Here is a 26,650-nt window from a genome sequence, read left to right on the forward strand (position 1 = left end):
GTGAGTGCCGTGAGTGCCGTGCGGATCACCGCCGAAGCGGTGAGCTGGTCGGTGGCGGGCACGCCGGTCGTACGCGAAGTCGGCGCGGACATCGCCGCCGGCGAGACCGTCGGGCTGCTCGGCCCCAACGGCTCGGGCAAGTCCTCGCTGCTGCGCTGCCTGGCCGGCCTGCGGACCCCCGACGCGGGCGCGGTCCGGTACGACGGGGAGTCCGTGCGCGGCTGGAGTGCGCGCAGGATCGCCCGGCACGTCGCCTTCGTCGCACAGGACGCGGGCGCGGACAGCGATCTGCCGGTCGCCGACATCGTCGGCCTGGGGCGGACCCCGTACCGCGACCGCTGGCGTGGGCCGGACGCCACCGACCGGGCCGTGATCGCCGCCGCGCTGGAACGCGTAGGACTCACCGCGCTCGCCGGCCGCCCGTGGAAGGCGCTGTCGGGCGGGGAGCGGCAACGCACCCACATCGCCCGCGCGCTGGCCCAGCAGCCGTCCGGGCTGCTGCTCGACGAGCCCACCAACCACCTCGACGTCAAACACCAGCTGGAACTGATGGAGCTGCTGTCCGGCACCGGGCAGACCGTCCTGGTCGCCCTGCACGACCTGTCCCTCGCCGCCCGGTACTGCGACCGGCTGCTGCTCCTGCACCACGGCCGCCTGATCGCCTCCGGCCCGCCCGCCACCGTCCTGACGGCGCAGCGGCTCGCCGAGGTCTTCGAGGTGGACGCCGAACTCACCACCGACGCCCTCGGGCACCCCCAGGTCGGCTACCGCGGACCGCTGGGCGCACCAGCCACGACGTCCTTCACGCCTACACCCGCTCTGTGAAAGGGAACCCCATGACCCCGACCCCGACCGCCACTCCCCTGACCTCGGTCGACGCGCTCATCGAGGCCGTACTGGCCGGCGAGCACGGCCCGCTGCCCTCCTCGCTCGTCGCGACCAGCGTCTTCTGGATCCACCACGGCACCCGCCTGGCCGGCGGCGACACCACCTACCTCAACCAGTACGTCCTGGTCCGCCTCGGCGGCTCCTTCGGCGGCTGCGCTTTCGAGGCCGGCGAGATCGACCCGTCGATCTGCCGCGACTCCTCCGGCACCCCGCTCGACGCCCTCCTGCCCGAGGCCCCGCGCCCCCTGCGCATCGCCGCCCTCGACGCGTACCTCTCCGAGACCCGCCCCCACCGCGCGGCCGCCGAGGCCGGCGACGCCGAACCCGTCGCCCTCCCCGCCGGCACCCCGGAGCTCCGCGCCACGGCCCGCGACGCCGCCATCGCCGGACTGCTGGACATCGAGGAGGGCGCCGAGGTCGGCCTCATCGGCGTCGTCAACCCGCTGGTGGCGGCCATCCGTGCGCGCGGCGGCCGACCGCTGCCGTGCGACCTCAACCTCAGGGCCACCCAGTGGGGCGACCCCGTCACCGCCGACATGCACGAGGTGCTGGAGCGTGCCCGGGCCGTCGTCGCCACCGGCATGACCCTGAGCAACGGCACCTTCGACACCATCCTGGAGCGCTGCCGCTCCCGCGGCATCCCGCTGGTCGTCTACGCCCAGACCGGCAGCGCAGTCGCCCGCGCCTTCCTCGGCTCCGGGGTGACCGCCCTGTCCGCGGAGCCCTTCCCCTTCTCCCAGTTCAGCGCCGAGGAGACGGTCCTGTACCGCTACCGGACGGCGGGCGGCGCGTGATCCCGGCCGCCACCGCCCTCCCGGCCCTGTCCGGTGCCGGGCAGGCCCCCTGCCACCACGGCGAGATCCTCCAGGGCGTCTTCCTCGACGCCGCCGGGCGCCGGTGCGCCGCACTGGTCACCCTCCCCATGGCGGGCCCCGGCAGCAGCGCCGTGTTCGTCCGCCGACCCGGCACGGAGCCCGAGGCGCTCACCGTCGCACCCGCCGACCGCACGAAGGCGGCGCGGGCCGCGGTCCTCGCGGTCGCGGAGTGCGCGCGGCGGACCGGGCAGCCGCCCTGCGGCGGGGAGTTGCGGCTCACCGGCGAGATACCGGTGGGCCTGGGCATGGGCAGCTCCAGCAGCGACGTGATCGCAGCCGTGCGCGCGGTCGCGGACTCGTACGGGCTGCGGCTGGAGCCCTCGACGGTCGCAGGGCTGGCCGTACGCGCCGAACTGGCCTCCGATCCGCTGATGCTGGGCGGCCGCCCAGTGCTGTTCGCCCAGCGGGAGGGCCGGGTCCTGGAGGTCCTCGGCCCGGCCCTGCCGCCGCTGGTCGTGGTGGGCTGCGCCCTCGGCGGGGGCAAGCCCGTCGACACCCTGTCCCTGCCCGTCACCGAGGTGGGAGACGGCGACGTACGGGCCTACGAGCGGCTGCGCGCGCTGCTGCGCCGGGCCGTGGCCACGGGCAGCGCGGAGCTCGTCGGCGCGGTCGCCACCGCCAGCGCACGACGCGGCCAACGGGTTCTGTGCCACCCGGAGTTCGAGTCACTGACCGCCCTCGCCCACCGGACCGGGGCGGTCGGCGTGCAGATCGCGCACAGCGGCGCGGTGGCGGGCGTGCTCTTCGATCCGGCCGCTCCCGGGCTGCGCCGCCGCGTCCGCGGCTGCCTGCGCGCCCTGGACGCCCACGGCATCCCCGCCACCCGCACGTTCACGACCTGTGCCACCACCCCCGAGGAGATCCCCCACCATGGACCAGCACATCGCGGAGTCGATCGGCCGGCCGGACCTGATACGCCTCGACGACCGGCTCGTCTGCCTGCGCTTTGAGACGATGAAGGTGGTCTCCGCCCTCGCGGCGGTGCGCCACCTGCTCGACACCGGCGTCGTACGCCGCGGGGACACCCTGCTGGACAGCTCCAGCGGCATCTACGCGTACGCCCTGGCCCTGACCTGTCACCGGTACGGCCTGCACTGCCACATCGTCGGCTCGGCCACGGTGGACCACACGCTGCGGACCCAACTGGCCGTCCTCGGGGCGACGCTGGAGCAGATGGAGCCGTGCAGCGACCTCAAGCTCGACCAGAAGCGGCGCGTCGAGCGGATCCACGAGATCCTCGCCGCACACCCCGAGTACCACTGGATGCGGCAGTACCACGACGACGTCCACTACCTCGGCTACCGCGCGATCGCCGACCGGATCCGCGAGGCCACCGGCACGGCGAACGGCCTCACCGTCGTCGGCGGGGTCGGATCGGGCGCCTCCACCGGCGCCCTCACCCGCTACCTCCGCGAGGACGCCTCTGATGCTTCGGACGTCGAACTCGTCGGCGTCCAGCCGTACGGCAGCGTCACCTTCGGCTCCGAGCACGTCTCCGACACCGAGATGATCATCGCCGGTATCGGCAGCTCCATCCCCTTCGGGAACGTCTCGCACGAGCTGTACGACACCCTGCACTGGGTCTCCTTCGAGGCCGCCCTCGCCGGCAGCGTCGACCTGCTGCGCCGGCACGCGGTCTTCGCCGGGCTGTCCACCGGCGCCGGCTACCTCGCGGCCCGCCACGAGCGCGAGCGCTCGCCCCACCGCACGGTCCTCTTCATCGCCCCCGACACCGGCCACCGCTACGTGGACACCGTCTACGCGAGGCACCGCGAGGCCGCCCCGATCGCCGGCCTCGCCCCGCGCGAGGTGACCGACCGGAGCGACCTGGCCCTGCCGTGGTCGCGGATGCGCTGGAACCGCGCGCCCGCGTGAGCGGTGCTCAGAGGCCGCCGGTGAACAGCAGACGGTTCGGGGTGCTCTTGCTGACGTTGGTCAGGACGTCCTTGCTGGACTCGGCGTCCAGGAACTCGGCGATCTCCGCGGGCAGCGCCGTCGGGTGCGCCGCCTTGTAGAGGGCGACCACTCCGGCCACGTGCGGCGCGGCCATGGACGTGCCGTTCAGGGCGATGGAGCCGCCCCCGAGCTTGGCCGAGACGATGGCCTGGCCCGGCGCGTAGAGGGACACGCACGTGCCGTAGTTGGAGAAGTCGGTCTCCTCGTCCCACTGGTTGCTCGCCGCCACCGTCAGTACGCGGCTCGCGGACGCCGGGGAGACGCCGCAGGCATCGATGGAGGAGTTGCCCGCCGCGATCACCGGCAGCACCCCCGCGTCGGACAGGGCGTTCGCCGCGTCGTTCAGCGTCTCGGACTTGTCCCCGCCCAGGGAGCCGTTCAGGACCGCGGGCTGCTTGGCGTTCTTCGCCACCCAGTCCAGGCCGGCGAGGATCCCGGAGAACTCGCCCTTGCCGTCACAGCCGAGGACCCGGACGCTGACGAGGTTGACCTTGCGCGCCACGCCGTAGGTCTTGCCGCCCACCGTGCCCGCGACGTGGGTGCCGTGGCCGTTGCAGTCCTGGCCGTTGCCATCGGGGAACGCGTCGAACCCGGGCTTGGCGCGCCCGCCGAACTCGTCGTGCGCGTAGTCGATGCCCGTGTCGAGGATGTACGCGGTCACCCCGGCGCCGTTGCCCTGGACCGTGAAGTCGTTGTCGAGCGGCAGCTTCTCCTGGTCGATCCGGTCCTGGCCCCACGAGTTCGACGGCGCCCGCACCCCGCTCGCGGAGGACGGGGTCGGCACGGACTGCACGTGCGCGTCCTCCTCCACCGACTTCACGCCCAGGCTGTTGCGGACGATCGTCAGCTGGAGCGGGGTCATCGTGACCGCGAAGCCGTTCAGCGCGGAGCCGTAGACGAACGAGGGCTTGAGCCCCAGCTTCTCCGCGGCCTTCGCCGCGTCCACCCCCTTCTCCAAGGTCACGATGTACTTGCCGGGCACCGCGTTCGCGGAGGTGTACAGCGGCGCGGGGGTCGGCTCCGGGGCCGCCGCGGAGGCCGTACCGGCCGTGAGCGGGGTGACCGTGAGGAGCGTGGCGGTGGCCAGGCGTGCGAACAGGCTCATGGAGGGAACTCCCTGACGGAGTGGAAGGTCGGCACGGAAAGCCGCCCCGCTGCGAGAAGGGCTCCTGCGGGTGCGGCACCCACTCCATCGGTGCCACCTCGAAGCGGCATGAACACCCGGCGCCCGCCCGGCCCATCGACCGGCAGCCCGGCCCGCACGGCGTGTCCGACGCCCTGCAGAAAGGGTTACCCCCCTCCACCGTCAGGCCTCCGCTCCGGTCGGCCCCCACCCGTGGCCGCCCCCGGCAAGATCACCCGTACGGCCCGCCCCGATCCGGGGGCGCACGGCCGGTGCGCTCCCCGTGCCCCCGCCACACCCCCGGACGTCGTTGACCTGCCCCTCCTCGCGTGATGGCCTCGCCGCATGCGCACCCGTACGAGCTGGACCCTGCCGACGACCCTCGCCGCCCTCGCCCTGGCCGCCTCGGCCGCCCTGCCCGCGCACGCCGCCCCGCCCTCCCCCTCCACCGGACCCGCGGCTCCCGCATCGCGTACGGCCCCGGCCGAGTGGCCGACGTACATCGTCACCGTGCACCGCGGCCTGGACCCGGCAGCCGTCGCGGACGCCTACGGGATCACCCCGGTCCACGTCTACCGCCACGCCCTGAACGGCTTCAGCGCCCGCCTCTCCCCCGACCAGGTCGAGTCCCTGCGCTCGACGGCGGTCGTGACCTCGGTCGAACCGGACGGCCCGGTCGCCGTCTCGGGCCCGGCGGCATAACCCCACCCCCACCCCCGGAACCCGCTCCTGAATCAACCCTTCCGCACCTAATGTCGACGTCGCGCGCAGAACGAGGAACGGCACCTGACTCCCGCGAAAAGGAACGGATCCGCACCGCATGAGCGACAAGAGCACCAAGGTCGACGCGATCACCAAGTTCTTCACGGCCTACGCGGCCTACGACCTCGACGGCATGCGGGAGGTGCTCGCGGAAGGGATCGAGTGGACCATCCCCGGCCACCACCCGCTGTCGGGCACGAAGCGGGGCGTCGAGGAGGTCGCGGCCTTCTTCACCCAGCTCGGCAAGGCCGGCTTCCAGGCCGACCCGCTGTTCCTGGAGGCCAACGAGGAGTACGTGGTCGACGTCCACCGCGGCTGGACCACCGCCGGCGTCGGCAAGGTCGACACCCTGTGGGCACTGGTCTGGCACTTCGACGCCGACGGCAAGGTCGACCGGGTCACCAACCTCTCCGGCGACCAGCACCAGATGGACTCCTACGTCTGGTCCAACTACGCCCTGGCCCCGATACCGGACCGCCTCGCCTGACGACGGCAGACCGGCCGGTCAGTGCGGAAAGCTCCCCGTGTCCACCGTCAACGCGAAGGGCTCGGGGAGCCGCAGCTCCTCACCGAAGGCGACACGGGCGGCGTACTTGTAGGCGCCGTTCTGCGGCTCGGTGAACAGGGTTGCCGTAGGGCCGTGTTCGTCGAAGCGGTCGATGAGGAGGTAGACCGGGACGGGGGCGTGGGCGTAGGCCCAGAGCTTCTTCTTCCGGTCGTCCTCGGCGTTGCTCTTGGAGGTGATCTCCACGACGAGCAGGGCCTCGGCGGCGTCCACCGGGTCGGAGACCTCCGCCTCCACGTCCTCGACCAGGAAGGACGGAACGACCACCAGGTCCGGCATGTAGAGCTTGTCCAAGGCGGCGATGTGGATGCCGAGCGTCTGGTAGACACCCCACTCGGGCAGCACGACCCCGTACAAGGCGCGCTGCACCCTCTCGGCGATCCCGTTGTGGTGGCGGTGGGGCGGTGGCACCAAGGTGATCTGTCCTCCGTCGATCTCGGCGCGCCAACCCTCCGGCACGTCCAGGTCACGCCAGCTCTGCAGGAGGTACTCCCACGTGCGGCCGTCGGCGTTCCGGCCGGGCTCGACCATGGCTGCGGTCATCGCGGGCCCCCTCTCCATTGGCATATGCCAGTGCGCGTAGACAGACGGTTTCGCGGCTCGGGGCCGCTTTCCCCAGCGTCCCACGATCGAGTGGCGCACGCAGCAACACCGTGCTTCGGCGGGCCTGCTACACCCGTTCCGGAGCCTGCGACGACGGGACCGTGGTCCGGATCGGGTCCCAGCACTGGATGCCCTTGAGGTCCGGCATGCGGTCGCGGGTGAAGACCGGCTCCAGGCCCGCCCGGCGCTGGGCGAGGTAGTCGTCCAGGAGGCGGAAGGCGATGGCCGACAGCGGGATGATCGCGGCGAGGTTGATCAGGGCCATGAGCCCCATGAACACGTCCGCCAGGTTCCAGACGACCGACACCGATCCCAGCGAGCCCAGGACGACCGCCGACAGGACCAGCACCCGGTACCCGGGCAGGACCCACCGCTTGCGGGTGATGAACTGGATGTTGGTCTCGCCGTAGTAGTAGTTCCCGATCATGCTGCTGAAGGCGAGCATGAAGACCACCCCGGTCAGGAGGTGGCCGGCCCACCCGCCCAGCGTGTCGCTGAGCGCGGTCTGCGTCAGGTCCGCACCCTGGCGGCCCGACAGCTCCGGGTTGGTGACGAGGACGATGAAGGCCGTCATCGTGCAGACGAGGAGGGTGTCGAAGAAGACGCCGAGGGACTGTACGAGGCCCTGCTTGACCGGGTGAGAGACCTCGGCGGCGGCGCCCGCGTTCGGGGCGGAGCCGAGACCCGCCTCGTTGGAGAACATGCCGCGCCGGATGCCCTGCTGGATCGCCGCGCCGATGCCGCCGGCCGCCAGCTCGCGGAAGCCGAAGGCCCCGCCGACGATGTCCGCGATGACCCGGGGGAACTCGGTGATGTTGAGGAGGACCACCGCCGCGCCGAGCAGCAGGTAGACGATCGCCATGACCGGGACCAGGACCGTGGTGACGGACGAGATCCGCTTGACCCCGCCGAAGACGGCCAGACCCAGCAGCGCGGCCAGCAGCACACCCAGCGCGGGGCCGAACCAGTTCGACCCGTCCGCGTCGGCCAGCGAGCCGGAGGCCACGGCGGTGATGGTGTTGGCCTGCACGGCGTTGAAGACGAAGCCGAAGGTGACGGTGATCGTCACCGCGAAGAGCACCCCGAGCCAGCGTTTACCGAGCGCCCGCTGCATGTAGTACGCGGGGCCGCCCCGGTAGGCGCCGCCGGCGTTGCGCACCTTGTAGAGCTGGGCGAGGGCCGATTCCACGAAGGCGGAGGCCGCGCCGATCAGCGCCATCATCCACATCCAGAAGACGGCGCCCGCGCCGCCCAGGGTGATGGCGGCGGCGACACCGGCGATGTTGCCGGTACCGACGCGCGCGGCGGCCGAGATCGTGAAGGCGCCGAAGGACGAGACCTGCTTGCGACCGTCGGCGCGCGGCGGGGTCTTCTCCTTCAGCACCCGGAACATCTCGGGAAGCAGGCGCAGCTGCACACCCCGGGAGCGGACCGTGAAGTACAGGCCCGCACCGACCACCAGCGGAATCAGCAGGTAGGTCCAGAGGTGATCGTTGACGTTGACGATCACCGAATCCAGAGTGTCCATGATGCGAAGTCTCCCCGGGGCGGAAGGCCCACGGACAGGGACCTACGTCCGTCGCCGAAGGGACGGAAGGCCCCTACTGCCCGCCCTTCGCCCCCTCCTCACCCCTCGGAGCAACCGGCTCGGCAACCGGCCCGTTCGGCAGGACCGGAGCACCCCGACGGCTAGAGGCCCCGGGCCGCCGCGATGAAGGCGCGGATGAGTTCCGGGGACTTGATCCCGCGCTCGCTCTCCACGCCGCTGGACACGTCCACCCCCCACGCCCCGGTGACGGCAAGGGCCTCGCCCACGTTCGCCGGCGTCAGCCCACCCGCCAGGAGCCAGCGCCCCGCGGGCGCGCTGAACTCCGGCGAGCCCCAGTTCCACGGCTTGCCGGAGCCGGGGTCCGGGGCGTCGAGGAGCAGCAGGTCCTCCCCGTACTCCCCGCAGCGCTCCACGTGCTGCGCCGTCGCCCGCAGCAGGGTGCGCCCCTCGGCGCGCAGCGCCGCGAAGTCCTCCGGGCCCTCCTCGCCGTGCAGCTGCACGCCCCGTACGCCGCTCTCCTCCGCGAACCGCCGCACCTCGGCGACGGACTGCCCCCGGAACACCCCCACGGTCAGCACCCCGTCGGGCACCCCCGCAGCCAGCTCACGCGCCGTCTCGGCATCGACCGTACGCGGGCTCCCGGGCGCGAAGACGAAGCCGACGGCATCGGCTCCGGCGGCCACGGCCACCTCGACGTCGTGCGCGGTCCGCAGCCCGCAGATCTTGATGAACACGTCGCTCACGTCACTCATACCGGCAGTCAACCAGTTCGGGCGCGGGCGCCGGAGGACAGTCCCGCATCGCGGGCGGGGACGGGCTCAACCATCCGGGCGCTCCCGGGCGTGTACGTACCGGAAGCAGGGGACAGAAACGAGGGGGGACGGGGATGGGGATGCGGACGGGGATGGGAAAGGGAACGGGCGACGCGGAGAGGCCCGCGCGGGACGGCTGGTGGCGGTCCCCGGGACGGGCCGTCGCCGCCGCGGTGGCGCCCGCGCTCGCCGCCGGGCTGGCGCTCGCGGCCGGCTGGGCCGGAGCGACCGGTTGGCTGGGAGACGGATGGCTCGGGGACGGGTGGGTCGCCCTCTTCGGGCTCTTCTTACCCCTGTCCGGCCTCGCCCTGCACACCTACGCCCAGGCCGAGCGCCGGGGCTCGGCCCTCGCCGTCCTGGCCGGGTTGCCCGCGGTCGTCGGCGTGTTCATCGCCCTGATGGGCGTGGACGACCTGGTGCTACGGGAGCGGGGAGTCGAGGTCACGTGCGTGGTCAGGGAGGTGGCCTCCCGGGTCGAGACGGATTCCGCCTTCCAGCCCGAGGGCCAACGCGTCACCCGCACCACCGTGTACGACCACCGGCTCGACTGCCCGCCGGGCGCTCCCGCCCTGCTGACCCGGGAGCAGAAGATCGCGAAGGCCGGCGAGGAGCTGCGGCTGGTCTACGACCCGCAGGGCCGGGTGGAGTCGGAGAGGGCCTCGGACCTGCACGCCTGGGGGCTGCGCACCGCGATCCTCACCGCGGTCGGGTGCGCAGCCCTGCTGGGAGCACTCGGTGCCCTCCGCAGGGACCGGTGAGCCCTGCGTGACCCCGTCACCGTCACCGTCACCCGCGATCAGCTCCGCGTCTCCTCGCGGCGTCCAAGAGCGGCCGCATCGGGTACGACGAGCAGCTTGCCGGTGGTACGCCGAGCCTCCAGATCGCTGTGGGCCCGGGCCGCCTCGGACAATGCGTAGCGGCCCGTCACGGTGACCTCGAGCGCCTTCGAGCGCACCCACTCGAACACATCGGCGGCCCGTCGCAGCAGTTCGGACCGATCGGCGATGAAGTCCCCGAGGCTGGGCCGGATCAGGGTCAGCGAACCGCCGTGGGCGAGCCGAATCGGATCGAACGGCGGCACGGAGCCACTTGCCGCGCCGAAGAGCACGAGATGGCCGCGGGTGCGCAGGCTGGCGAGGCTCGCATCGAAGGTGTGCGCGCCGACGCCGTCGAAGACAACCGGCAGCCCCTGACCGCCGTTGAGCCGCCTCACCTCGGCTGCGAGATCGTCGACCGCGGAGGAAAGGATCACCTCGGCGGCCCCGGCACGCTTCGCCAGCTCGGCCTTCGCCGTGGTCGACGTCGTGCCGATCACCCTGCCCCCGAGATGGGTGATGAGCTGGGTCAAAAGCAGCCCCATGCCACCGGCAGCCGCATGCACGAGCACCGTGTCGCCTCCCTGAACCGGGTAGGCGTCCTTGATGAGATAGTGCGCGGTCATGCCTTGGAGGAGCACGGCGGCGGCGGTCTCGAAGCCGATGTCGTCGGGCAGCGGCACCAGCCGGGAGGAGTCCACGACGGCCCGCTCGGCATACGTGCCGGGAATCTCCACCCAGCCGACCCGGTCCCCGACCGCGACGTCAGTGACGCCGGGTCCGACTTCGACGACCGTGCCGGCGCCCTCAGAGCCCGGGGTGAAGGGCAGCGGGAGGCTGTACCGGCCTTCGCGGTAGTAGACGTCGAGGAAGTTGACCCCGGATGCGGCGACCTCCACGACCGCCTCGCCCGGACCCGGCCGCGGCTGGTCCACCTCGGCCTCCCGCAGCACCTCGGGACCGCCCACTTCGTACACCTGAATCGCGCGCATGACTCCCCCATAACGGCTCACCCCCCACCAACCCCGTTGGTAGCGGTTAACGGCTCATCCCCCACCAACCCCGTTGATCGCGATCCGATTCCCGGCAAGCAGACCAACCCGCCGCTTCCGCCGCTTCAACGCGCCGCGGAAACGCCCGAGGGCGGCACCCCCTCCGTCAGGAAGGGGTGCCGCCCTCGGTACGTGAAGAACAGCCGATCTACCTTCGGGCCGGAGCCCGGGGGTGGATCAGAAGTCCATGTCGCCGCCCGGCATGCCGCCGCCGGCAGCGGCGCCGGCCTTCTCGGGCTTGTCGGCGATGACGGCCTCGGTGGTGAGGAAGAGGGCCGCGATCGACGCCGCGTTCTGCAGGGCAGAGCGGGTGACCTTCGCCGGGTCGATGATGCCCTGGGCGATCATGTCGACGTACTCGCCGGTCGCGGCGTTCAGGCCCCAACCGATCTGCAGGTTGCGGACCTTCTCCACGACGACGCCACCCTCGAGACCACCGTTGACGGCGATCTGCTTGAGCGGGGCCTCCAGCGCGAGCTTGACGGCGTTGGCGCCGGTCGCCTCGTCGCCGGTGAGCTCGAGCTTCTCGAAGACCGAGGAGGCCTGCAGCAGGGCCACGCCGCCACCGGCGACGATGCCCTCTTCGACGGCCGCCTTCGCGTTGCGAACGGCGTCCTCGATGCGGTGCTTGCGCTCCTTGAGCTCGACCTCGGTCGCGGCGCCGGCCTTGATGACCGCAACACCGCCGGCGAGCTTCGCCAGGCGCTCCTGCAGCTTCTCGCGGTCGTAGTCCGAGTCGGAGTTCTCGATCTCGGCGCGGATCTGGTTGACGCGACCCTGGACCTGGTCGCTGTCACCGGCACCGTCGACGATGGTGGTCTCGTCCTTGGTGATGACGACCTTGCGGGCGCGGCCGAGCAGGTCGAGACCGGCGTTCTCGAGCTTGAGGCCGACCTCCTCGGAGATGACCGTGCCGCCCGTGAGGATGGCGATGTCGCCGAGCATGGCCTTGCGACGGTCACCGAAGCCCGGGGCCTTGACGGCGACGGACTTGAAGGTGCCGCGGATCTTGTTGACGACGAGGGTGGAGAGCGCCTCGCCCTCGACGTCCTCGGCGATGATCAGCAGCGGCTTGCCGGACTGCATGACCTTCTCCAGGAGCGGCAGCAGGTCCTTGACCGAGCCGATCTTGGAGTTGACGATCAGGATGTACGGGTCGTCGAGGGACGACTCCATGCGCTCCATGTCGGTGGCGAAGTACGCCGAGATGTAGCCCTTGTCGAAGCGCATGCCCTCGGTGAGCTCGAGCTCCAGGCCGAAGGTCTGCGACTCCTCGACCGTGATGACGCCTTCCTTGCCGACCTTGTCCATGGCCTCGGCGATGAGCTCGCCGATCTGGGTGTCGGCGGCGGAGATGGAGGCCGTGGAAGCGATCTGCTCCTTGGTCTCGACGTCCTTGGCCTGCGCCAGCAGGGCGGCGGAGACGGCCTCGACGGCCTTCTCGATACCGCGCTTGAGGGCCATCGGGTTCGCACCGGCGGCCACGTTGCGCAGGCCCTCGCGGACGAGCGCCTGGGCGAGAACGGTGGCGGTGGTCGTACCGTCGCCGGCGACGTCGTCCGTCTTCTTGGCGACTTCCTTGACCAGCTCGGCGCCGATCTTCTCGTACGGGTCCTCGAGCTCGATCTCCTTGGCGATGGAGACACCATCGTTGGTGATCGTGGGGGCGCCCCACTTCTTCTCAAGGACGACGTTGCGACCCTTGGGGCCAAGGGTGACCTTGACGGCGTCGGCGAGCTGGTTCATCCCACGCTCGAGGCCGCGGCGGGCCTCCTCGTCGAACGCAATGATCTTGGCCATCTGAAGTGGTCCTCCCGGACAGCGGTGGATTGCTCCCGGACCGCGCCCGCGCCCGCGACGGACGGCCTGCGTGCCCGGCGGTTCCTTCCCACCGGACCCTGCGGGCCTCACCGACCCGGTCCTCGTTTAGTAGCACTCTCACTCGGAGAGTGCTAACGCCAATGATTAGCACTCGACCCCCCCGAGTGCAAGCGGCTTCGGGCAACCCGGGATGAACACCCAGACGCCGCAAGGGCGCCGGAGCCGCCACGCACGAGGGGCCCGCATCCCGTGTCCAGGATGTGGGCCCCTCGTACATATGCCGTTGTGCCGTCGTGCGCGGCCGCTGTGCGCGGCCCCGTACGTGTCGGTGGTCGATCGCGGTCGGACTAGCCGGCGGCGAGCTTGACCATGTCCGCCTGCGGACCCTTCTGGCCCTGCGAGATCTCGAATTCGACCCGCTGACCCTCTTCAAGGGTGCGGTACCCGTCCATCTGGATGGCGCTGTAGTGGACGAACACATCCGCACCACCGTCGACCGCGATGAAGCCGTAGCCCTTCTCCGCGTTGAACCACTTGACGGTGCCCTGAGCCATGCCTAACTCCCCTATTACTGGCCCTTGCGCGGGACCGCACTTCGCGGTCCCGGGTCAGAACTTGCGCCGGAACGCCTCGACCGGGGCTGAATGTATCCGCACGGCTGCTGTCTGCAACAGGTCATTCCGACGAGAATTCTGGACACGGCAAAAGATTGAAATAGGGTGAAAACCAGGAATATTCCAGGGCAACTCGGGCCGGACAAACGCCGCCAACGACCCATAGCGCACTTGCATGTTGACTCAATGTCAACCCTCACGCGACCCGCTCATATGCGGCGGGCAAGAACAGCGGAGGGGACTTCCCCAACTCTACCGCGCCCAACCAAGCAGAATTGCCCCCTCCGTTTGGTAACGGAGGGGGCAATTCAGTTTCTACGAGGTCTCACGAAGCCCTACGAAGTCTCCCGAAGGCCCGAGAAGGCCCACGAAGTCCCGCGAAGGCTCAGCAGCCGCCCGCGACGGCGGGGATGATCGAGACGCCGGCGCCGTCCGGAGTGGACGTCTGCAGCCCGCCCTCGAAGCGCACGTCGTCGTCGTTCACGTAGACGTTGACGAAGCGGCGCAGCTTGCCCTGGTCGTCCAGGACGCGCGCGGCGATGCCGGGGTGGCTGGCCTCCAGGGACTGGATGACCTCTTCGAGGGTCGCGCCCTCGGCGGAGACCTCGGCCTGGCCGCCGGTGTAGGTGCGCAGGATGGTGGGGATGCGGACGTTGACGCTCATGGCGCTACTGCCTTTCCGGTGTGCAGGGAGAGAGATCAGGCCAGGTTGGCGGCGCGGAACGCGTCCAGGCTGGGCCGGATGGTGGCGGTCTGGCCACCACCTTCGGCCACCGCCTCCAGGGTCTTGAGGCCGTCACCGGTGTTCAGGATCACGGTGGTCAGCGTGGGGTCGAGGTGCCCGTCCTCGATGAGCTTCTTCGTCACGCCGACGGTCACGCCGCCCGCGGTCTCGGCGAAGATGCCCTCGGTCTGGGCGAGGATCTTGATGGCCTCGACGACCTGCTCGTCGTTGACGTCCTCGACGAAGCCGCCGGTGCGGCGCGCGATGTCCAGGACGTACGGGCCGTCCGCCGGGTTGCCGATGGCCAGCGACTTGGCGATGGTGTTCGGCTTCTGCGGGCGGACCACCTCGTGACCGGCCTTGAAGGCGGTCGAGACGGGCGAGCAGCCCTCGGCCTGGGCGCCGAAGATCTTGTACGGCTTGTCCTCGACGAGGCCGAGCTTGATCAGCTCCTGCAGACCCTTGTCGATCTTCGTGAGCTGCGAGCCGGACGCGATCGGGATGACGATCTGGTCGGGCAGCTGCCAGCCGAGCTGCTCGCAGATCTCGTACGCCAGGGTCTTGGAACCCTCGCCGTAGTACGGGCGCAGGTTGACGTTGACGAAGCCCCAGCCCTCGCCCAGCGGGTCGCCGATGAGCTCGGAGCAGAAGCGGTTGACGTCGTCGTAGTTGCCCTCGATGCCGACCAGGTCGCCACCGTAGACACCGGCCATGACGACCTTGCCCTGCTCCAGGTCGTGCGGGATGAACACGCAGGAGCGGAAGCCGGCGCGGGCGGCCGCGGCGCCGACGGCGCCGGCCAGGTTGCCGGTGGAGGAGCAGGAGAGGGTGGTGAAGCCGAAGGCGCGGGCGGCCTCGACGGCGATGGCCACGACGCGGTCCTTGAAGGAGTGCGTCGGGTTGCCGGAGTCGTCCTTGACGTACAGCTTGCCGGTGACGCCGAACTCCTTGGCCAGGTTGGCCGCGTCCACGAGCTTGGTGAAGCCGGGGTTCAGGCTCGGCTTGGAGGCCACGTCCGCCGGGACGGGCAGCAGCGGCGCGTAGCGCCAGATGTTGTTCGGGCCGGCCTCGATGGCGGCGCGCAGGGCTTCCGGGTCGCCCAGGGGCAGCTCGTAGGCGACTTCGAGCGGTCCGAAGCACTCGGCGCAGGCGAAGATCGGGCCGAGCTCGAAGCGGGTACCGCACTCACGACAGGAAAGGCCGGTGGCGGGACCGAGATCGACAGAGGTGCCGGCTGTGCTGGTTTCAACGACAGCGGTTTCGACGGTTTCGGCAGAGGTTGCGACAGACTGTGCAGCCATGATGGCGAGGCCCTTTCTCCTCATCTTCCCCATGGCGCACTTCGCCATGAGACGGAATTGGCACCTTCCCTAGCCGGGGACCTCGCTGGCGGCGCTGGAATGCGCGATCGCGAGAACCGACTGGAGGGTTGCCGGGGCTTCAACGGGCCGTGTCCCTCTGCCCCTCTGGATGAGCGGTATGGCACCGGCACACGCGCTCTGTGGCGCGCCGGTGCGTTTGTACGCGGGCCCCCCGGCATGCGGTGGACCATCGCGTTGTTCAAGACTGTAACCGAAGGCCCGGGTGGTTGAGACAGCCGTCCGAACCGCGAGATGGATCACATTTCGGGCCAAACCAGTGAACGACCAGTGAAGAACCAGGGAGTGCTGAAGGTGCTGGAAGAGGTGGAGCGCTGGTTGGCAGACCGCTCCTGGTCCGCCGCCGACCGACCGCTCGGCCAGCTGCTTTCCGCCAAGCGGGCAGCGGGGACCACGGTGAGCGTGGTGTTGCCGGCGCTGAACGAGGAGGCGACGGTCGGCCGGATCGTCGAGGTGATCCGGCGCGATCTGATCGAGGGCCTGCCGGTGCCCCTGGTCGACGAACTAGTCGTAATCGACTCGGGCTCCACCGACCGCACCGCGGAGGTCGCGGCCAAGGCCGGGGCCCGGGTGGTGCACCGCGACGAGGTCCTGCCGCGGATCCCGGCGGTGCCCGGCAAGGGCGAGGTGCTGTGGCGCTCGCTGCTGGCCACCACCGGTGACATCGTCTGCTTCGTGGACGCCGACCTGCGCGATTTCTCGGCCACCTTCGTCTCGGGGATCGTCGGCCCGCTGCTGACCGATCCCGACGTGCGGTTCGTCAAGGCGATGTACGACCGGCCGCTCGGCGCCGAATTCAGCGACCCGACCGGTCTCCCCTCCACCAAGGCCCACGGCCAGGGCGGCCGGGTCACGGAGCTGGTGGCCCGCCCCCTGCTCAACCTCCACTGGCCGCAGCTGGCCGGCTTCGTCCAGCCGCTCGGCGGCGAGTACGCCGTCCGCCGCGAGCTGCTGGAACGGCTGCCGTTCCCCGTCGGCTACGGGGTCGAGCTGGGCCTGCTGGTGGACGCCCTGCACACGGCCGGGCTGGACGCGCTGGCCCAGGTGGACGTGGGCGTACGGCTGCACCGGCACCAGGACGGGCAGGCCCTGGGCCGGATGGCCGCCGCGATCTACCGCACGGCCCAGGTGCGGCTCTCGCGCGGGCACCTCGTACGCCCCGAGCTGACGCAGTTCGAGCGCGGCCCGGAGGGCTTCGTACCGCACACCTACGCCGTGGACACCGAGGAGCGGCCGCCGATGCGGGACATCGAGGAGTACGCGCACCGTCGCGTGGCGTAGCCGAGAATTATGTCCCTTTAGGTCTAATTTCCCTTTCATGGGGTTTATACGTTTCAGACATGTATGGGGAACCGCCCTCGCGGCGGCCGGCGGCGCCGCCCTGCTGATCGGCTCGCTGAGCGGGCCCGCATCCGCGGAGGTGGTCTCCCCCTTCGAGAAGCGGTACGACGAGGCGCTCTACGGGGACTTCGTCACGCTCGGCAACACGGTGATGGACTGCCCCCAGACACCACCCGCCGAGGCCGCCGAGTGCGCCGAGGTCCAGCGGGGCGGGGGCACGAAGAACAACAACGACTTCGTCGCCCGCCCGGTCGACGCCGCCGGACTCGGAACCGGCACCAACACGGGCGCCTCCAGCAGCGCCCGGCTCACCGTGCCCCCGGGCGCGGAAGTGGCGTACGCGCGGCTCTTCTGGGGCGGCAACAACGGCACGTACAAGCTCGGCTCCCACCTCATCAAGCGGTGCGACGTCTCCGGCGCGGACGCGGTTCCCGCGCCCGGCGATCCGCTGACCACCCGCCCCGTCCTCAAGGTCGGCACGGGCGCCGACCGCCCGGTGACCCTGTCCGACATGGTCGAGGACCCGGCGCAGACGGGCGGCCCGCACTACTACACGGGCGAGTCCGACGTCACCGCCGCCTTCGCCGACGTGACCACCGGCTCCCCGGTGACCGTCGCCGTCGGCAACATCTGGGCCCCACAGGGGCGCGGCTGCGTCGCCGGCTGGTCCCTGACGGTCGTGTACGCGTACCCCGGCCCGAACGAGCACGCGCCCGAGCGGCGCAACGTCTACGTCTACGGCGGCCACGTGCTCCAGCGCTCGGCCGACCCCGACACCACGGTCAAGGTCAAGGGCTTCTACCGCACCGGCGACGGCCCGGTCCGGGCCAGCGCGACGGCGTACGAAGGCGACTGGAACACCAAGGGCGACCAGTTCCGCGTGAACGGCGCGAACATCACCAACCCCGTGAACGGGGCGACCGACAACTTCTTCACCAGCTCGGCCGACGGCTCGCTGGAACCGCAGCACGTCAACAACCTCAGCATCGACGCGAAGTCCTTCGCCGTCCCGGCGACGGCGCTGCCGGCCGGCGCCACCTCCGCCGACCTGACGTTCCGCACGCGCGGGGACACGTACGTCATCTCGCAGTTCGCGCTGGCCGTGCCGGTGCCGGACCTGGAGGTGAAGAAGACGGCCTCGCCCGCGAAGTCGGTCGCGCCCGGTGACACGGTGACCTACACGATCACCGCGAAGAACATCAGCAGCCTGGATTACCCGAACGCCAAGCTGACGGACGACCTGACGGAGCTGCTGGACGACGCGGCCTTCGACGGGGTGGTGACCGCGGACCTCGGTACGGCCTCGTACACGGCGCCGAAGCTGTCCTGGACGGGCGACGTCCCGCAGGGGAAGACGGCGACGATCACCTACAAGGTGAAGGTCAACGACCCCCTGACCGGCGACGGCAAGCTGACGAACCACGTGGTCGCGGAGAGCGGCCGCACGAACTGCGAGAACGGCTCGAAGGACCCGGCGTGCGCACCGGCCCCGCCGGTGATCACACCCCCGGACCCGTCGCCGTCCCCGTCGACTTCGGCGTCGCCGTCCCCGTCCCCGTCTACTTCGGCGTCCACGTCCCCGTCACCCTCGCCGAGCACCTCGGCGTCCCCGTCGCCGTCGACCTCGGCGTCCCCGTCCCCGTCGGCATCCGCGTCGGCGACTCCTTCCTCATCCCCCTCGCCCACCGTCCCGTCGCCCACGCCGTCCACCACACAGCAGCCGCGACCGCTGCCGGTGCCTCCTGTGGACCCCGTGGACCCGGCGGACCCGGGAAACGACTCTCCGGGCTCCCCGGGCTCTCCGGGCTCTCCGGGCGGGAACCTGGCCACCACCGGCTCTGACGGCCGGCAGCTGTGGCTGATGGGCACGGCGGCCGCCACGCTCACGGCACTCGGCGGTGTGGTCTTCCTCTCGGTCCGGCGGACGCGCAGGCGCTGACGTTTGACCGGAGGCGAGGCGGGCTAGGTTCGCCGCATGGCTTCCCAGGTGCTCGTCGCCGCGAATCGCGGCCCCCTCTCCTACGCCCTCGCCGCGGACGGCACGCTCAGTGCCCGCCGCGGCGGGGGCGGCCTCGTCTCCGGCCTCTCCACCGCCCTCGCCGAGCAGCCCGGGGCGCTGTGGATCTGCGCGGCGCTGTCGGACGCGGACCGGGAGGCGGTACGGCGGGGGGTCTCCGAGCCGGGCGTACGGATGCTGCCGATCGACCCGGAGGTCTACGACGGCGCGTACAACGGCATCGCGAACTCGGTGCTGTGGTTCCTCCACCACCACCTGTACGAGATCCCGCGCGAGCCGGTCTTCGACGCGGAGTTCCGGCGGCGCTGGGCTTCGTACGTCACGTACAACGAGGCCTTCGCGGCGGCGTGCGCCGAGGAGGCGGCCGAGGGGGCGGCGGTCCTGATCCAGGACTACCACCTGGCCCTGGCCCCCGGGATGCTCCGCGAACTCCGTCCCGACCTGCGGATCGGCCACTTCACGCACACGCCGTGGGCCTCGCCGGACTACCTGCGCATGCTCCCGGAGGACATCCGGAAACAGCTGGTGTGGGGGATGCTCGGGGCGGACCGCCTCGGCTTCCACACGTGGGAGTGGGCGTTCAACTTCAACAGCGCGGCGAACTTCGACGACCTGGACGGTATCGCGCAGGCGCACTACCCGGCCGGGAACCCGGAGCGCGGGGTGTGGCACCGCAAGGCGGCCGATACTCCGAGCGGGCTCGGGGAGCGCCGGTTCACCGACGTGAAGGCGTACCCCCTCGGCGTGGACGCGGACGAGCTGCGCGCGCTCGCGCACCGGCCGGAGGTCGACGACAAGCTGGCGGCGCTGCGGGCGGAGATCGGCGACCTGAAGACGATCGTCCGCGTCGACCGCACGGAACTGTCGAAGAACATCCTGCGGGGACTCCTCGCCTACCGGGAGCTGCTCACGGTCCACCCCGAATGGCGGGAACGGGTGGTCCACCTGGCCTCCGCCTACCCCTCCCGGCAGGACCTGACCGTCTACCGGGAGTACACGGAGTCGGTGCGGGAGCTGGCGGCGGCGATCAACGCGGAGTTCGGCACGGCCGACTGGCAGCCGGTGCTCGTCTCCGTCGAGGACGACTTCGCGCGGTCGCTGGCGGCGTACCGGCTGGCGGACGTGGCGCTGGTCAATCCCGTGCGGGACGGCATGAACCTCGTCGCGAAGGAGATCCCGGTGGTCTCGGAGGCGGGGTGCGTGCTGGTGCTGTCCACCGGGGCGGGGGCGTACGAGGAGCTCCGCGCGGACGCGCTGACGGTGAACCCGTACGACGTGACGGCCACGGCGGAGGCGTTGCACGCCGCGCTCACCATGCCGGCGGCGGAGCGGGCGGACCGCACGAAGCGGCTCGCGGCGGCCGCCACGGCCCTCCCCCCGACCCAGTGGCTCACATCCCAACTGGACGCCCTCCGCACCTGACCACACCGCTGTCGCCGCTGCGCGGGGCTAAGTCCCCTACCCGCCCTTCCACCGTTCCCCGGGCGCTGCCCGGACCCCGGAAAGCCCCTGGGCTCCGCCCCAGACCCCGCGCCTCAAACGCCGGCGAGGCTGGATGTGGCCGGCCTCGGCTTGCACGTGCCGTGCGCTGGATTGCCCGCAGGGCAATTCCAGCCCCTCCGGCGTTTGAGGAGCGGGGGTGCGGGGGCTGGCCCCCGCGAACGGGTCCGGGCAGCGCCCGGGGAACGGGCGAAGGGCGGGTAGGGGACCTCGCCCCGCAGGGCCGACCCAGCCGCACCCGCCCACCGGCCCCCGCGCCGGGGCGGCAGGGGCGGCAGCCCCGACCGGCCACCGCCGGACGGAGTCCGGCGCATCAAAGAGGGGAAGGCTTGCGCAGCGCCGCTGCCAGTGTGGACAGGAAGGTGACGACCTGGGACGGGCCGGACAGGGTCAGGTCCGCGCGGGCGGCGAGTTCCGGGACCTCCGCCGAGCCGCTGCACAGCAGCACCCCCGGCATGCCCCCGGCCCGCAGCTTCTCCACCGCCGAGTACGCCGCGAGGTCCCCCAGGTCGTCCCCGGCGTAGAGCACGGCCTCCGCACCCACCTCCGCGAGGTACTCCGTGAGGGCGACGCCCTTGTCCATCCCGGGCGGCCGCAGCTCCAGTACGGCCCGCCCCGGTTCGACCATGAGGCCGTGCCGGGCCGCAAGCCCCGCCAGGGGCTCGCGCAGGGCCGCGAAGGCCGCTTCCGGGTCGGCCGCACGCCGGGTGTGGACGGCCAGCGCCTGGCCCTTCTCCTCGATCCAGGTGCCGCGCCACGCGCCGATCGCGTCCAGGAACCCGGGCAGCTCCGCCCGGACCGCCGCCACCCCCGGATGCTCGGCCGGAGCGTGCACGATGCCGCTCACGGCGTCCCAGCGCTCGGCTCCGTAGTGCCCGAGCACGACCAGGTGTTCGAGTCCGGGGACCCCGGCGAAGCCCCCGTAGCGGACGGCGACCCCGGCCGGCCGGCCGGTGACGACCGCGATGGAGCCGACCTCGGGGGCGAGGGCGGCGAGCGCGGGGACGGCTCCGGGGTGGGCCCGCGCCTGGTCGGGGTCGGGAACGATGTCGGCGAGGGTGCCGTCGAAGTCGAGGGCGACGACGGAGCGGCGCGGTGTCCGGAGGAGGGCTTCGAGTCCCTCGCGTCCGGCGGTGGTGACGGGCATCGGCAGATCGTGCGGATGGCTCCCCATACGCACGACCCTAACGGCCCTGCCGGGCCACGGCTACGGCGCGGGCAACGGCTGCGGCACGGGCCGCGGCCGTGCCACCGGCCACGGCCCCGCTACCGCCTCGCCCGCTGGGCCTCCCGGATGCGCCGCAGGCGGTTCACGGTGCCCGGTGCGTGCTCCAGCGCCCTGGGATCGTCCATCAGCGCGTTGAGCAGCTGGTAGTACCGGACCGGGGGCATCCCCAGCCCTTCCCTTATGGCCCGTTCCTTGGCGCCCGGCCCCGGCCAGGTGCGGCCTTCGTAGGCCAGTACGGCCGCTTCGTCGGCGCTCAGCCCGGCCGGCGGCCTCTCGTCCGCGTCCGTCATACGGCCAGATTAACTCCGCCCTCCGACAGCCCCCGGATCAGCGGATCAGCGGGGTTCCGCCTTGCGCGCCATCTCCGCGAGGTCCCCGAGGATCTTCTCGGGCTGTCCGCCGGGCTGCACGGCCTTGCCGATGTTCTTCTTGACGTCGTCGCTCACGGCCGCCCAGGACTTCTTGCCCACCGGGTAGAGCCGCGCGTTGGGCAGCGCGTGCAGGAAGGTCTTCAGCTCCGCCGAGGAGGCCCCCTCGGCGGCTTCCATCGCCCGGGAGCCGCTGGTGGTGACCGGGAGCAGGTCGTACTTCTCGGTGAAGGTCGTGACGTTGTTCGCCTCGTACAGGAAGTCCAGGAACTTCCCCGACTGCGTCTGGTGGCCGGTCTTGAAGGCCATCACCCAGTCGGCGACGCCCATCGTCGGGTGGCCGGCCCCGTCGGCGGTCGGCATGGGGGTCATGCCGTACTTCACGCCCTTCGCGGCGGCCTGCTTGAGCAGCGTCGGGTGCCCGTTGAGCATGCCGACCTCGCCGCGCGAGAAGGAGTCGAAGGCGGCCTGGCGGTCCAGCTTGGCCGGTTCGACGGGGCCGGTCAGGCCCGCGCCGACGAGCTTGTCGCGCAGGAACTTCAGGGTGTTGACGTTGTCCGCGGAGTCGATCGAGTAGTTCTCTTCGTTGTCGGCGTAGCCTCCGCCGCCCGCGAGCAGCCACTGCATGGTCTCGGCCTGCGCCTCCTCGCGGCCCAGGGGCAGCGCGAGGGGGGTGGGGACGCCGGCCGCCTTGAGCTTCTTGGCGGCGGCCTCCAGCTCGGCCCAGCTCTTGGGCTGCCAGGGGGTCTTGCCGTCCTTGGGGATGATGCCGGCGTCGGCGAAGAGCTTCTCGTTGTAGAACATCAGCCGGGTGCTGGCCACGAAGGGCAGGCCGTACTGGTTGCGCCTGACCTTGCCCGCGTCGGCGAGCGGCGCGAGGAAGTCGGCCTCGGTGTTCACGGAGAGCAGCTCGTCGGCGGAGTACAGCTTGCCCTCGGCCGCGTAGTCGGCGTAGGCGCCGATCTGGGCTATGTCGGGGGCCTCGCCGGCCTTGACCATCTCGGCGACCTTGGCGTCGACGTCGGTCCAGGAGTAGACGTCGACCTGGACCTTGATGCCGGGGTTCTTCTTCTCGAAGGACGTGGCGAGCTCCTTCCAGTACGGCTTGGAGGAGTTTTCCGGTTTGTCCCCGTAGTCGGCCGCCACGACCTTGAGGGTGACCTCGTTGTCCCCTGCGAGACCCGACACGGCGCCGCAGCCGGTCAGCGTCACGGTGGTCAGGCACAGTACGAGGCCGGACGCGGCGAGGTTCAGCTTTCCCTGGACAGTTCGGGCCTTCACAGTTTCTCGTTCCACCCCAGGTTGTTCCGTACGATTCGCGTAAAGGTCTACACCACTTTTGAGCCTGGTCAACATCCGGGCCCAAACGTGCACACGGCCTGCACGCGCACGCGCGTACGGACACACGTACGGACGTCGCTCACCGACGAAGGTCCTGAATTTGTATGGCCACTCAACAATCCCTCTCAGTGGACTAGACCTTTGCCCTCCGATCACGCGAGACTGTCACCCGTGAAACCCGTGAAACACGTCATCGCCCTCGATGTGGGCGGCACTGGGATGAAGGCCGCCCTCGTCGCCGCCGACGGCACCCTGCTCCACGAGGCGCGCCGCGCCACCGGACGCGAGCGGGGCGCCGAAGCCGTCGTCGAGACGATCCAGGACTTCGCCGCCGAGCTCCTCGACCTCGGCCGGGAACGCTTCGCCACCACCGCCTCCGCGGCCGGCGTGGCCGTCCCCGGCATCGTCGACGCCGAGAACGGGATCGCCGTCTACGCGGCGAACCTGGGCTGGCGCGACGTCCCCATGCGCGAACTGCTCGGCAGACGCCTCGGCGGCATCCCGGTCGCCCTCGGCCACGACGTCCGCACGGGCGGACTCGCCGAGGGCCGCATCGGCGCGGGCCGCGGCGCCGACCGCTTCCTGTTCGTCCCCCTCGGCACCGGCATCGCCGGAGCCATCGGCATCGCCGGCCGCATCGAGGCCGGCGCGCACGGGTACGCGGGCGAGATCGGCCACATCGTGGTCCGCCCCGGCGGCCCCGCGTGCGGCTGCGGCCAGAGCGGCTGCCTGGAGACCCTCGCCTCCGCCTCCGCCGTCAGCCGCGCCTGGGCGGCCGCCTCCGGCGACCCCGAGGCGGACGCCGCGGACTGCGCCAAGGCCGTGGAGTCCGGCGACGAGCGGGCCCGGGAGGTCTGGCTCGCCGCCATCGGCGCCCTGGCCGACGGGCTGGTCACCGCGATCACCCTGCTGGACCCGCGCACGCTGATCATCGGTGGCGGACTGGCCGAGGCCGGGGAAACCTTGTTCACACCACTACGGACGGCCGTCGAGGAACGCGTGACGTTCCAGCGGCTGCCCCACATCGTTCCGGCGGCCCTCGGGGACACCGCCGGATGCCTGGGTGCAGGGCTGCTCGCCTGGGATCTACTCGCCACGGAGGTACCTGCCTGATGTCCGGAAGCGCACATGTGGGCCGCAGCACCGTTCTCTCCGGCGCCGACGTGGTGCTGCCCACGGGCATCGTCAAGGGCGGGCGCCTCATCGTCGACGGCGACCGCATCGCCGGCAGCGCCCACGAGGACGCGGCCGTCGTCGACCTGACCGGGCACTGGATCGTCCCCGGCTTCGTCGACATGCACAACCACGGCGGCGGCGGTGCCTCCTTCACCTCCGGCACCGCCGAGGAGGTGCTCAAGGGCGTACGGACCCACCGCGAGCACGGCACCACCACCCTGATCGCCTCCACCGTCACCGGCGACCTGGACGAGCTGGCCCGCCGCGCCGGACTGCTCGCCGAGCTGACCCAGCAGGGCGACATCGCGGGCATCCACTTCGAGGGCCCCTTCATCAACCCCTGCCGCAAGGGCGCGCACAAGGAAGACCTCCTGCGCGACCCCGACCCGGCCGAGGTCCGCAAGCTGATCGACGCCTCGCACGGCGCCGCCCGCATGTTCACCCTCGCCACCGAGCTCCCCGGCGGACTGGACTCCGTACGGCTGCTCGCCGAGCACGGGGTCATCGCGGCGATCGGCCACACGGACTCCACCTACGAGCAGACCCTCGAAGCCATCGAGGCGGGCGCGACCGTGGCCACCCACCTCTACAACGCGATGCCGGGCCTGGAGCACCGCGCCCCCGGCCCCATCGCGGCCCTGCTGGAGGACGAGCGGGTCACCGTCGAGCTGATCAACGACGGCACCCACCTGCACCCGGCCATGCTGGAGCTGGCCTTCCACCACGCGGGCGCGCACCGGGTGGCGCTGATCACCGACGCGATGGACGCGGCCGGCTTCGGCGACGGGATCTACCACCTCGGCCCGCTGGAGGTCGAGGTCAAGGAGGGCGTCGCCCGCCTCGTCGAGGGCGGCTCCATCGCGGGCTCCACCCTCACCCTGGACACCGCCTTCAAGCGGTCGGTCACCCTCGACAAGCTCCCCGTCGAGTCCGTGGTCCAGGCGATCTCCGCCAACCCGGCCAAGCTGATCGGCGTCTACGACCGGGTCGGCTCGCTGGAGCCCGGAAAGTACGCGGACCTCGTCATCCTCGACGCCGCCTTCGACGTCAAGGGCGTCATGCGGCGCGGCGAATGGATCGTGAACCCGCTCGCGGGCAACTGAGACACGCCGGAGACGAGCCGGAAAAGCGGTCGGCCCGGGGTACTGGGCCGACCGCTCCCCCATTTGGCATGATCCCCGCACCACCAAACCCCGGGGCCCGCCATGATCCTGACCGTGACGCTCAACACCGCACTCGACGTCACCTACCGCGTGCCGCGCCTGCTCGCGCACGCCTCCCACCGCGTCACCGAGGTCACCGAACGGCCCGGCGGCAAGGGCCTGAACGTGGCCCGCGTACTCGCCGCGATCGGCCACGAGGTCACCGCGACCGGCTTCGCCGGCGGCCCCACGGGCCACCTCGTACGCGAACGGCTCGCCGCCTCCTCCCCCGGCGTACGCGACGAGCTGGTCCCCTGCGCGGGCACCACCCGGCGCACCCTGGCCGTCGTCGACGAGACCTCCGGGGACACCACGCAGTTCAACGAACCCGGCCCGCTGATCACCGCCGCCGAATGGTCCGGGTTCCTCTCCCGCTACGAGGCCCTGCTGACGGGCGGCGCCCGCGCGGTGGCCCTGTGCGGCAGCCTGCCCCCGGGCGTGCCCGTGGGGGCCTACGCCACCCTCGTACGGGCGGCCCGCGCGGCCGGCGTGCCCGTCCTCCTCGACACCAGCGGCGAGGCCCTGCGCCGCGGGGTCGCCGCCCGCCCCGACGTGATCAAACCGAACGCCGCCGAGCTCGCCGAGCTGACCGGGTCCCGCGACCCGCTCCCCGCCACCCGCGACGCCCGCCGCCGCGGGGCCCACGCGGTGGTCACCTCGCTCGGCCCGGCCGGACTCCTCGCCGCCACCGCCGGCGGCACCTGGCGGGCGGCTCCGCCCCGCCCCCTGACGGGCAACCCCACCGGCGCCGGCGACTCCGCGGTCGCCGGCCTCCTCTCGGCCCTCACCGAAGACCTGCCCTGGCCGGACCGCCTGACCCGAGCGGTGGCCCTCTCGGCCGCCACGGTCACGTCCCCCACGGCGGGAGACTTCGACCCCCGCACCTACGAGGAGGTACGGGGGTCGGTGAAGATCACGGAGGGCTAGGCCCGTACGCCG

At 71.5% G+C, this 26,650-nt stretch carries 25 protein-coding genes and 1 riboswitch; of the genes, 13 read left to right on the top strand and 12 right to left on the bottom strand.

Annotated elements, in window-relative coordinates:
• The first annotated feature begins 18 nt into the window (after positions 1-18).
• From ACFRU2_RS34965 to ACFRU2_RS34980, 4 genes are read left to right on the top strand one after another with little or no spacing between them, the layout of a single operon-like run.
• Positions 19-825, top strand: a complete 807-nt coding sequence (locus ACFRU2_RS34965) for an ABC transporter ATP-binding protein (RefSeq protein ID WP_382980145.1) — start codon at positions 19-21, stop codon at positions 823-825.
• An 11-nt stretch (positions 826-836) separates the two neighbouring features.
• Positions 837-1,682: a Rossmann-like domain-containing protein gene (locus tag ACFRU2_RS34970; protein ID WP_382979982.1), complete on the top strand. Its 846-nt coding sequence runs from the start codon at positions 837-839 to the stop codon at positions 1,680-1,682.
• Positions 1,679-2,713, top strand: a complete 1,035-nt coding sequence (locus ACFRU2_RS34975; protein WP_382979983.1) for a GHMP kinase — start codon at positions 1,679-1,681, stop codon at positions 2,711-2,713. Before ACFRU2_RS34970 ends, ACFRU2_RS34975 begins: the two co-directional genes overlap by 4 nt.
• Positions 2,634-3,638, top strand: coding sequence for a pyridoxal-phosphate dependent enzyme (locus ACFRU2_RS34980; RefSeq protein WP_382979984.1), 1,005 nt, complete (start codon positions 2,634-2,636; stop codon positions 3,636-3,638). Before ACFRU2_RS34975 ends, ACFRU2_RS34980 begins: the two co-directional genes overlap by 80 nt.
• Positions 3,639-3,645: 7 nt before the next feature.
• Here the strand turns inward: ACFRU2_RS34980 and ACFRU2_RS34985 are convergent, their stop codons facing one another.
• On the bottom strand, positions 3,646-4,824 hold the full coding sequence (locus tag ACFRU2_RS34985; protein WP_382979986.1) for a S8 family peptidase: 1,179 nt from the start codon (positions 4,822-4,824) through the stop codon (positions 3,646-3,648).
• A gap of 363 nt (positions 4,825-5,187) precedes the next feature.
• Between ACFRU2_RS34985 and ACFRU2_RS34990 the strand changes: the two genes are divergently transcribed.
• Complete coding sequence (locus ACFRU2_RS34990) at positions 5,188-5,544, top strand: protease inhibitor I9 family protein (protein WP_382979987.1); 357 nt, start codon at positions 5,188-5,190, stop codon at positions 5,542-5,544.
• A gap of 118 nt (positions 5,545-5,662) precedes the next feature.
• Complete coding sequence (locus ACFRU2_RS34995) at positions 5,663-6,091, top strand: nuclear transport factor 2 family protein (RefSeq protein ID WP_382979989.1); 429 nt, start codon at positions 5,663-5,665, stop codon at positions 6,089-6,091.
• 18 nt (positions 6,092-6,109) lie between these two features.
• Here the strand turns inward: ACFRU2_RS34995 and ACFRU2_RS35000 are convergent, their stop codons facing one another.
• From ACFRU2_RS35000 to ACFRU2_RS35010, 3 genes are all read right to left on the bottom strand, one after another.
• On the bottom strand, positions 6,110-6,712 hold the full coding sequence (locus tag ACFRU2_RS35000) for a Uma2 family endonuclease (RefSeq protein ID WP_382979991.1): 603 nt from the start codon (positions 6,710-6,712) through the stop codon (positions 6,110-6,112).
• A 127-nt stretch (positions 6,713-6,839) separates the two neighbouring features.
• On the bottom strand, positions 6,840-8,300 hold the full coding sequence (locus ACFRU2_RS35005) for an alanine/glycine:cation symporter family protein (RefSeq protein ID WP_382979992.1): 1,461 nt from the start codon (positions 8,298-8,300) through the stop codon (positions 6,840-6,842).
• 161 nt (positions 8,301-8,461) lie between these two features.
• Positions 8,462-9,073, bottom strand: coding sequence for a phosphoribosylanthranilate isomerase (locus ACFRU2_RS35010; protein ID WP_382979993.1), 612 nt, complete (start codon positions 9,071-9,073; stop codon positions 8,462-8,464).
• A gap of 152 nt (positions 9,074-9,225) precedes the next feature.
• On the opposite strand from ACFRU2_RS35010, the gene ACFRU2_RS35015 reads away from it, so the two are divergent.
• Positions 9,226-9,891, top strand: a complete 666-nt coding sequence (locus ACFRU2_RS35015) for a hypothetical protein (RefSeq protein ID WP_382979995.1) — start codon at positions 9,226-9,228, stop codon at positions 9,889-9,891.
• A 38-nt stretch (positions 9,892-9,929) separates the two neighbouring features.
• Here ACFRU2_RS35015 and ACFRU2_RS35020 read toward each other — a convergent pair whose 3' ends face one another.
• The 5 genes from ACFRU2_RS35020 to thrC form a co-directional block, all read right to left on the bottom strand.
• On the bottom strand, positions 9,930-10,940 hold the full coding sequence (locus tag ACFRU2_RS35020; RefSeq protein WP_382979997.1) for a quinone oxidoreductase family protein: 1,011 nt from the start codon (positions 10,938-10,940) through the stop codon (positions 9,930-9,932).
• Between the two features lie 237 nt (positions 10,941-11,177).
• On the bottom strand, positions 11,178-12,800 hold the full coding sequence (groL, locus tag ACFRU2_RS35025) for a chaperonin GroEL (protein WP_382979999.1): 1,623 nt from the start codon (positions 12,798-12,800) through the stop codon (positions 11,178-11,180).
• Between the two features lie 368 nt (positions 12,801-13,168).
• A complete protein-coding gene (locus ACFRU2_RS35030) occupies positions 13,169-13,375 on the bottom strand; it encodes a cold-shock protein (protein ID WP_008743607.1) in 207 nt (68 codons plus the stop codon).
• A 445-nt stretch (positions 13,376-13,820) separates the two neighbouring features.
• Positions 13,821-14,099, bottom strand: coding sequence for a ubiquitin-like small modifier protein 1 (locus ACFRU2_RS35035; protein WP_250744537.1), 279 nt, complete (start codon positions 14,097-14,099; stop codon positions 13,821-13,823).
• 35 nt (positions 14,100-14,134) lie between these two features.
• A complete protein-coding gene (gene thrC, locus ACFRU2_RS35040; protein ID WP_382980001.1) occupies positions 14,135-15,484 on the bottom strand; it encodes a threonine synthase in 1,350 nt (449 codons plus the stop codon).
• Positions 15,478-15,636, bottom strand: a riboswitch (SAM riboswitch). Its footprint overlaps the gene before it by 7 nt.
• 196 nt (positions 15,637-15,832) lie before the next feature.
• Between thrC and ACFRU2_RS35045 the strand changes: the two genes are divergently transcribed.
• The 3 genes from ACFRU2_RS35045 to ACFRU2_RS35055 are packed head-to-tail and all read left to right on the top strand — an operon-like array spanning position 15,833 to position 20,318.
• Positions 15,833-16,819 (top strand): glucosyl-3-phosphoglycerate synthase, encoded by a 987-nt coding sequence (locus ACFRU2_RS35045; protein ID WP_382980146.1) that lies wholly within the window; start codon positions 15,833-15,835, stop codon positions 16,817-16,819.
• 37 nt (positions 16,820-16,856) lie between these two features.
• Positions 16,857-18,818 carry an isopeptide-forming domain-containing fimbrial protein gene (locus tag ACFRU2_RS35050; protein WP_382980003.1) on the top strand — a complete coding sequence of 654 codons (1,962 nt, stop codon included), beginning with the start codon at positions 16,857-16,859 and terminating at the stop codon, positions 18,816-18,818.
• Between the two features lie 36 nt (positions 18,819-18,854).
• Complete coding sequence (locus ACFRU2_RS35055; protein WP_382980005.1) at positions 18,855-20,318, top strand: trehalose-6-phosphate synthase; 1,464 nt, start codon at positions 18,855-18,857, stop codon at positions 20,316-20,318.
• Between the two features lie 391 nt (positions 20,319-20,709).
• Here ACFRU2_RS35055 and otsB read toward each other — a convergent pair whose 3' ends face one another.
• From otsB to ACFRU2_RS35070, 3 genes are all read right to left on the bottom strand, one after another.
• A complete protein-coding gene (gene otsB, locus ACFRU2_RS35060) occupies positions 20,710-21,570 on the bottom strand; it encodes a trehalose-phosphatase (protein ID WP_382980007.1) in 861 nt (286 codons plus the stop codon).
• A 92-nt stretch (positions 21,571-21,662) separates the two neighbouring features.
• Positions 21,663-21,914, bottom strand: coding sequence for a DUF3263 domain-containing protein (locus ACFRU2_RS35065; protein ID WP_250744542.1), 252 nt, complete (start codon positions 21,912-21,914; stop codon positions 21,663-21,665).
• A 45-nt stretch (positions 21,915-21,959) separates the two neighbouring features.
• Positions 21,960-23,246 carry an extracellular solute-binding protein gene (locus ACFRU2_RS35070; protein WP_382980147.1) on the bottom strand — a complete coding sequence of 429 codons (1,287 nt, stop codon included), beginning with the start codon at positions 23,244-23,246 and terminating at the stop codon, positions 21,960-21,962.
• A gap of 267 nt (positions 23,247-23,513) precedes the next feature.
• Between ACFRU2_RS35070 and ACFRU2_RS35075 the strand changes: the two genes are divergently transcribed.
• The 3 genes from ACFRU2_RS35075 to ACFRU2_RS35085 all read left to right on the top strand — a co-directional run bounded on the left by ACFRU2_RS35075 (position 23,514) and on the right by ACFRU2_RS35085 (position 26,638).
• Positions 23,514-24,446 (top strand): ROK family protein, encoded by a 933-nt coding sequence (locus ACFRU2_RS35075; protein ID WP_274551720.1) that lies wholly within the window; start codon positions 23,514-23,516, stop codon positions 24,444-24,446.
• Positions 24,446-25,612 carry an N-acetylglucosamine-6-phosphate deacetylase gene (gene nagA, locus ACFRU2_RS35080; protein WP_382980009.1) on the top strand — a complete coding sequence of 389 codons (1,167 nt, stop codon included), beginning with the start codon at positions 24,446-24,448 and terminating at the stop codon, positions 25,610-25,612. Before ACFRU2_RS35075 ends, nagA begins: the two co-directional genes overlap by 1 nt.
• 102 nt (positions 25,613-25,714) lie before the next feature.
• Complete coding sequence (locus ACFRU2_RS35085; protein ID WP_382980011.1) at positions 25,715-26,638, top strand: 1-phosphofructokinase family hexose kinase; 924 nt, start codon at positions 25,715-25,717, stop codon at positions 26,636-26,638.
• The last annotated feature ends 12 nt before the right edge of the window (positions 26,639-26,650 follow it).

The sequence above is a fragment of the Streptomyces sp. NPDC056883 genome, from assembly GCF_042788835.1.
Taxonomy (GTDB): Bacteria; Actinomycetota; Actinomycetes; order Streptomycetales; family Streptomycetaceae; genus Streptomyces; species Streptomyces stoeckheimensis.

Coding starts and splice junctions, on each gene's coding strand:
- ACFRU2_RS35010 (WP_382979993.1), bottom strand. CDS start 9,073: ATGAGTGACGTGAGCGACGTGTTCATCAAGATCTGCGGGCTGCGGACC.
- ACFRU2_RS35015 (WP_382979995.1), top strand. CDS start 9,226: ATGGGAAAGGGAACGGGCGACGCGGAGAGGCCCGCGCGGGACGGCTGG.
- otsB (WP_382980007.1), bottom strand. CDS start 21,570: ATGGGGAGCCATCCGCACGATCTGCCGATGCCCGTCACCACCGCCGGA.
- ACFRU2_RS35055 (WP_382980005.1), top strand. CDS start 18,855: ATGGCTTCCCAGGTGCTCGTCGCCGCGAATCGCGGCCCCCTCTCCTAC.
- ACFRU2_RS35000 (WP_382979991.1), bottom strand. CDS start 6,712: ATGACCGCAGCCATGGTCGAGCCCGGCCGGAACGCCGACGGCCGCACG.
- ACFRU2_RS35035 (WP_250744537.1), bottom strand. CDS start 14,099: ATGAGCGTCAACGTCCGCATCCCCACCATCCTGCGCACCTACACCGGC.
- ACFRU2_RS35020 (WP_382979997.1), bottom strand. CDS start 10,940: ATGCGCGCGATTCAGGTGTACGAAGTGGGCGGTCCCGAGGTGCTGCGG.
- groL (WP_382979999.1), bottom strand. CDS start 12,800: ATGGCCAAGATCATTGCGTTCGACGAGGAGGCCCGCCGCGGCCTCGAG.
- ACFRU2_RS35065 (WP_250744542.1), bottom strand. CDS start 21,914: ATGACGGACGCGGACGAGAGGCCGCCGGCCGGGCTGAGCGCCGACGAA.
- ACFRU2_RS34995 (WP_382979989.1), top strand. CDS start 5,663: ATGAGCGACAAGAGCACCAAGGTCGACGCGATCACCAAGTTCTTCACG.
- ACFRU2_RS34980 (WP_382979984.1), top strand. CDS start 2,634: ATGGACCAGCACATCGCGGAGTCGATCGGCCGGCCGGACCTGATACGC.
- nagA (WP_382980009.1), top strand. CDS start 24,446: ATGTCCGGAAGCGCACATGTGGGCCGCAGCACCGTTCTCTCCGGCGCC.
- thrC (WP_382980001.1), bottom strand. CDS start 15,484: ATGAGGAGAAAGGGCCTCGCCATCATGGCTGCACAGTCTGTCGCAACC.
- ACFRU2_RS34970 (WP_382979982.1), top strand. CDS start 837: ATGACCCCGACCCCGACCGCCACTCCCCTGACCTCGGTCGACGCGCTC.
- ACFRU2_RS35085 (WP_382980011.1), top strand. CDS start 25,715: ATGATCCTGACCGTGACGCTCAACACCGCACTCGACGTCACCTACCGC.
- ACFRU2_RS34990 (WP_382979987.1), top strand. CDS start 5,188: ATGCGCACCCGTACGAGCTGGACCCTGCCGACGACCCTCGCCGCCCTC.
- ACFRU2_RS34985 (WP_382979986.1), bottom strand. CDS start 4,824: ATGAGCCTGTTCGCACGCCTGGCCACCGCCACGCTCCTCACGGTCACC.
- ACFRU2_RS35030 (WP_008743607.1), bottom strand. CDS start 13,375: ATGGCTCAGGGCACCGTCAAGTGGTTCAACGCGGAGAAGGGCTACGGC.
- ACFRU2_RS35005 (WP_382979992.1), bottom strand. CDS start 8,300: ATGGACACTCTGGATTCGGTGATCGTCAACGTCAACGATCACCTCTGG.
- ACFRU2_RS35050 (WP_382980003.1), top strand. CDS start 16,857: ATGGGGTTTATACGTTTCAGACATGTATGGGGAACCGCCCTCGCGGCG.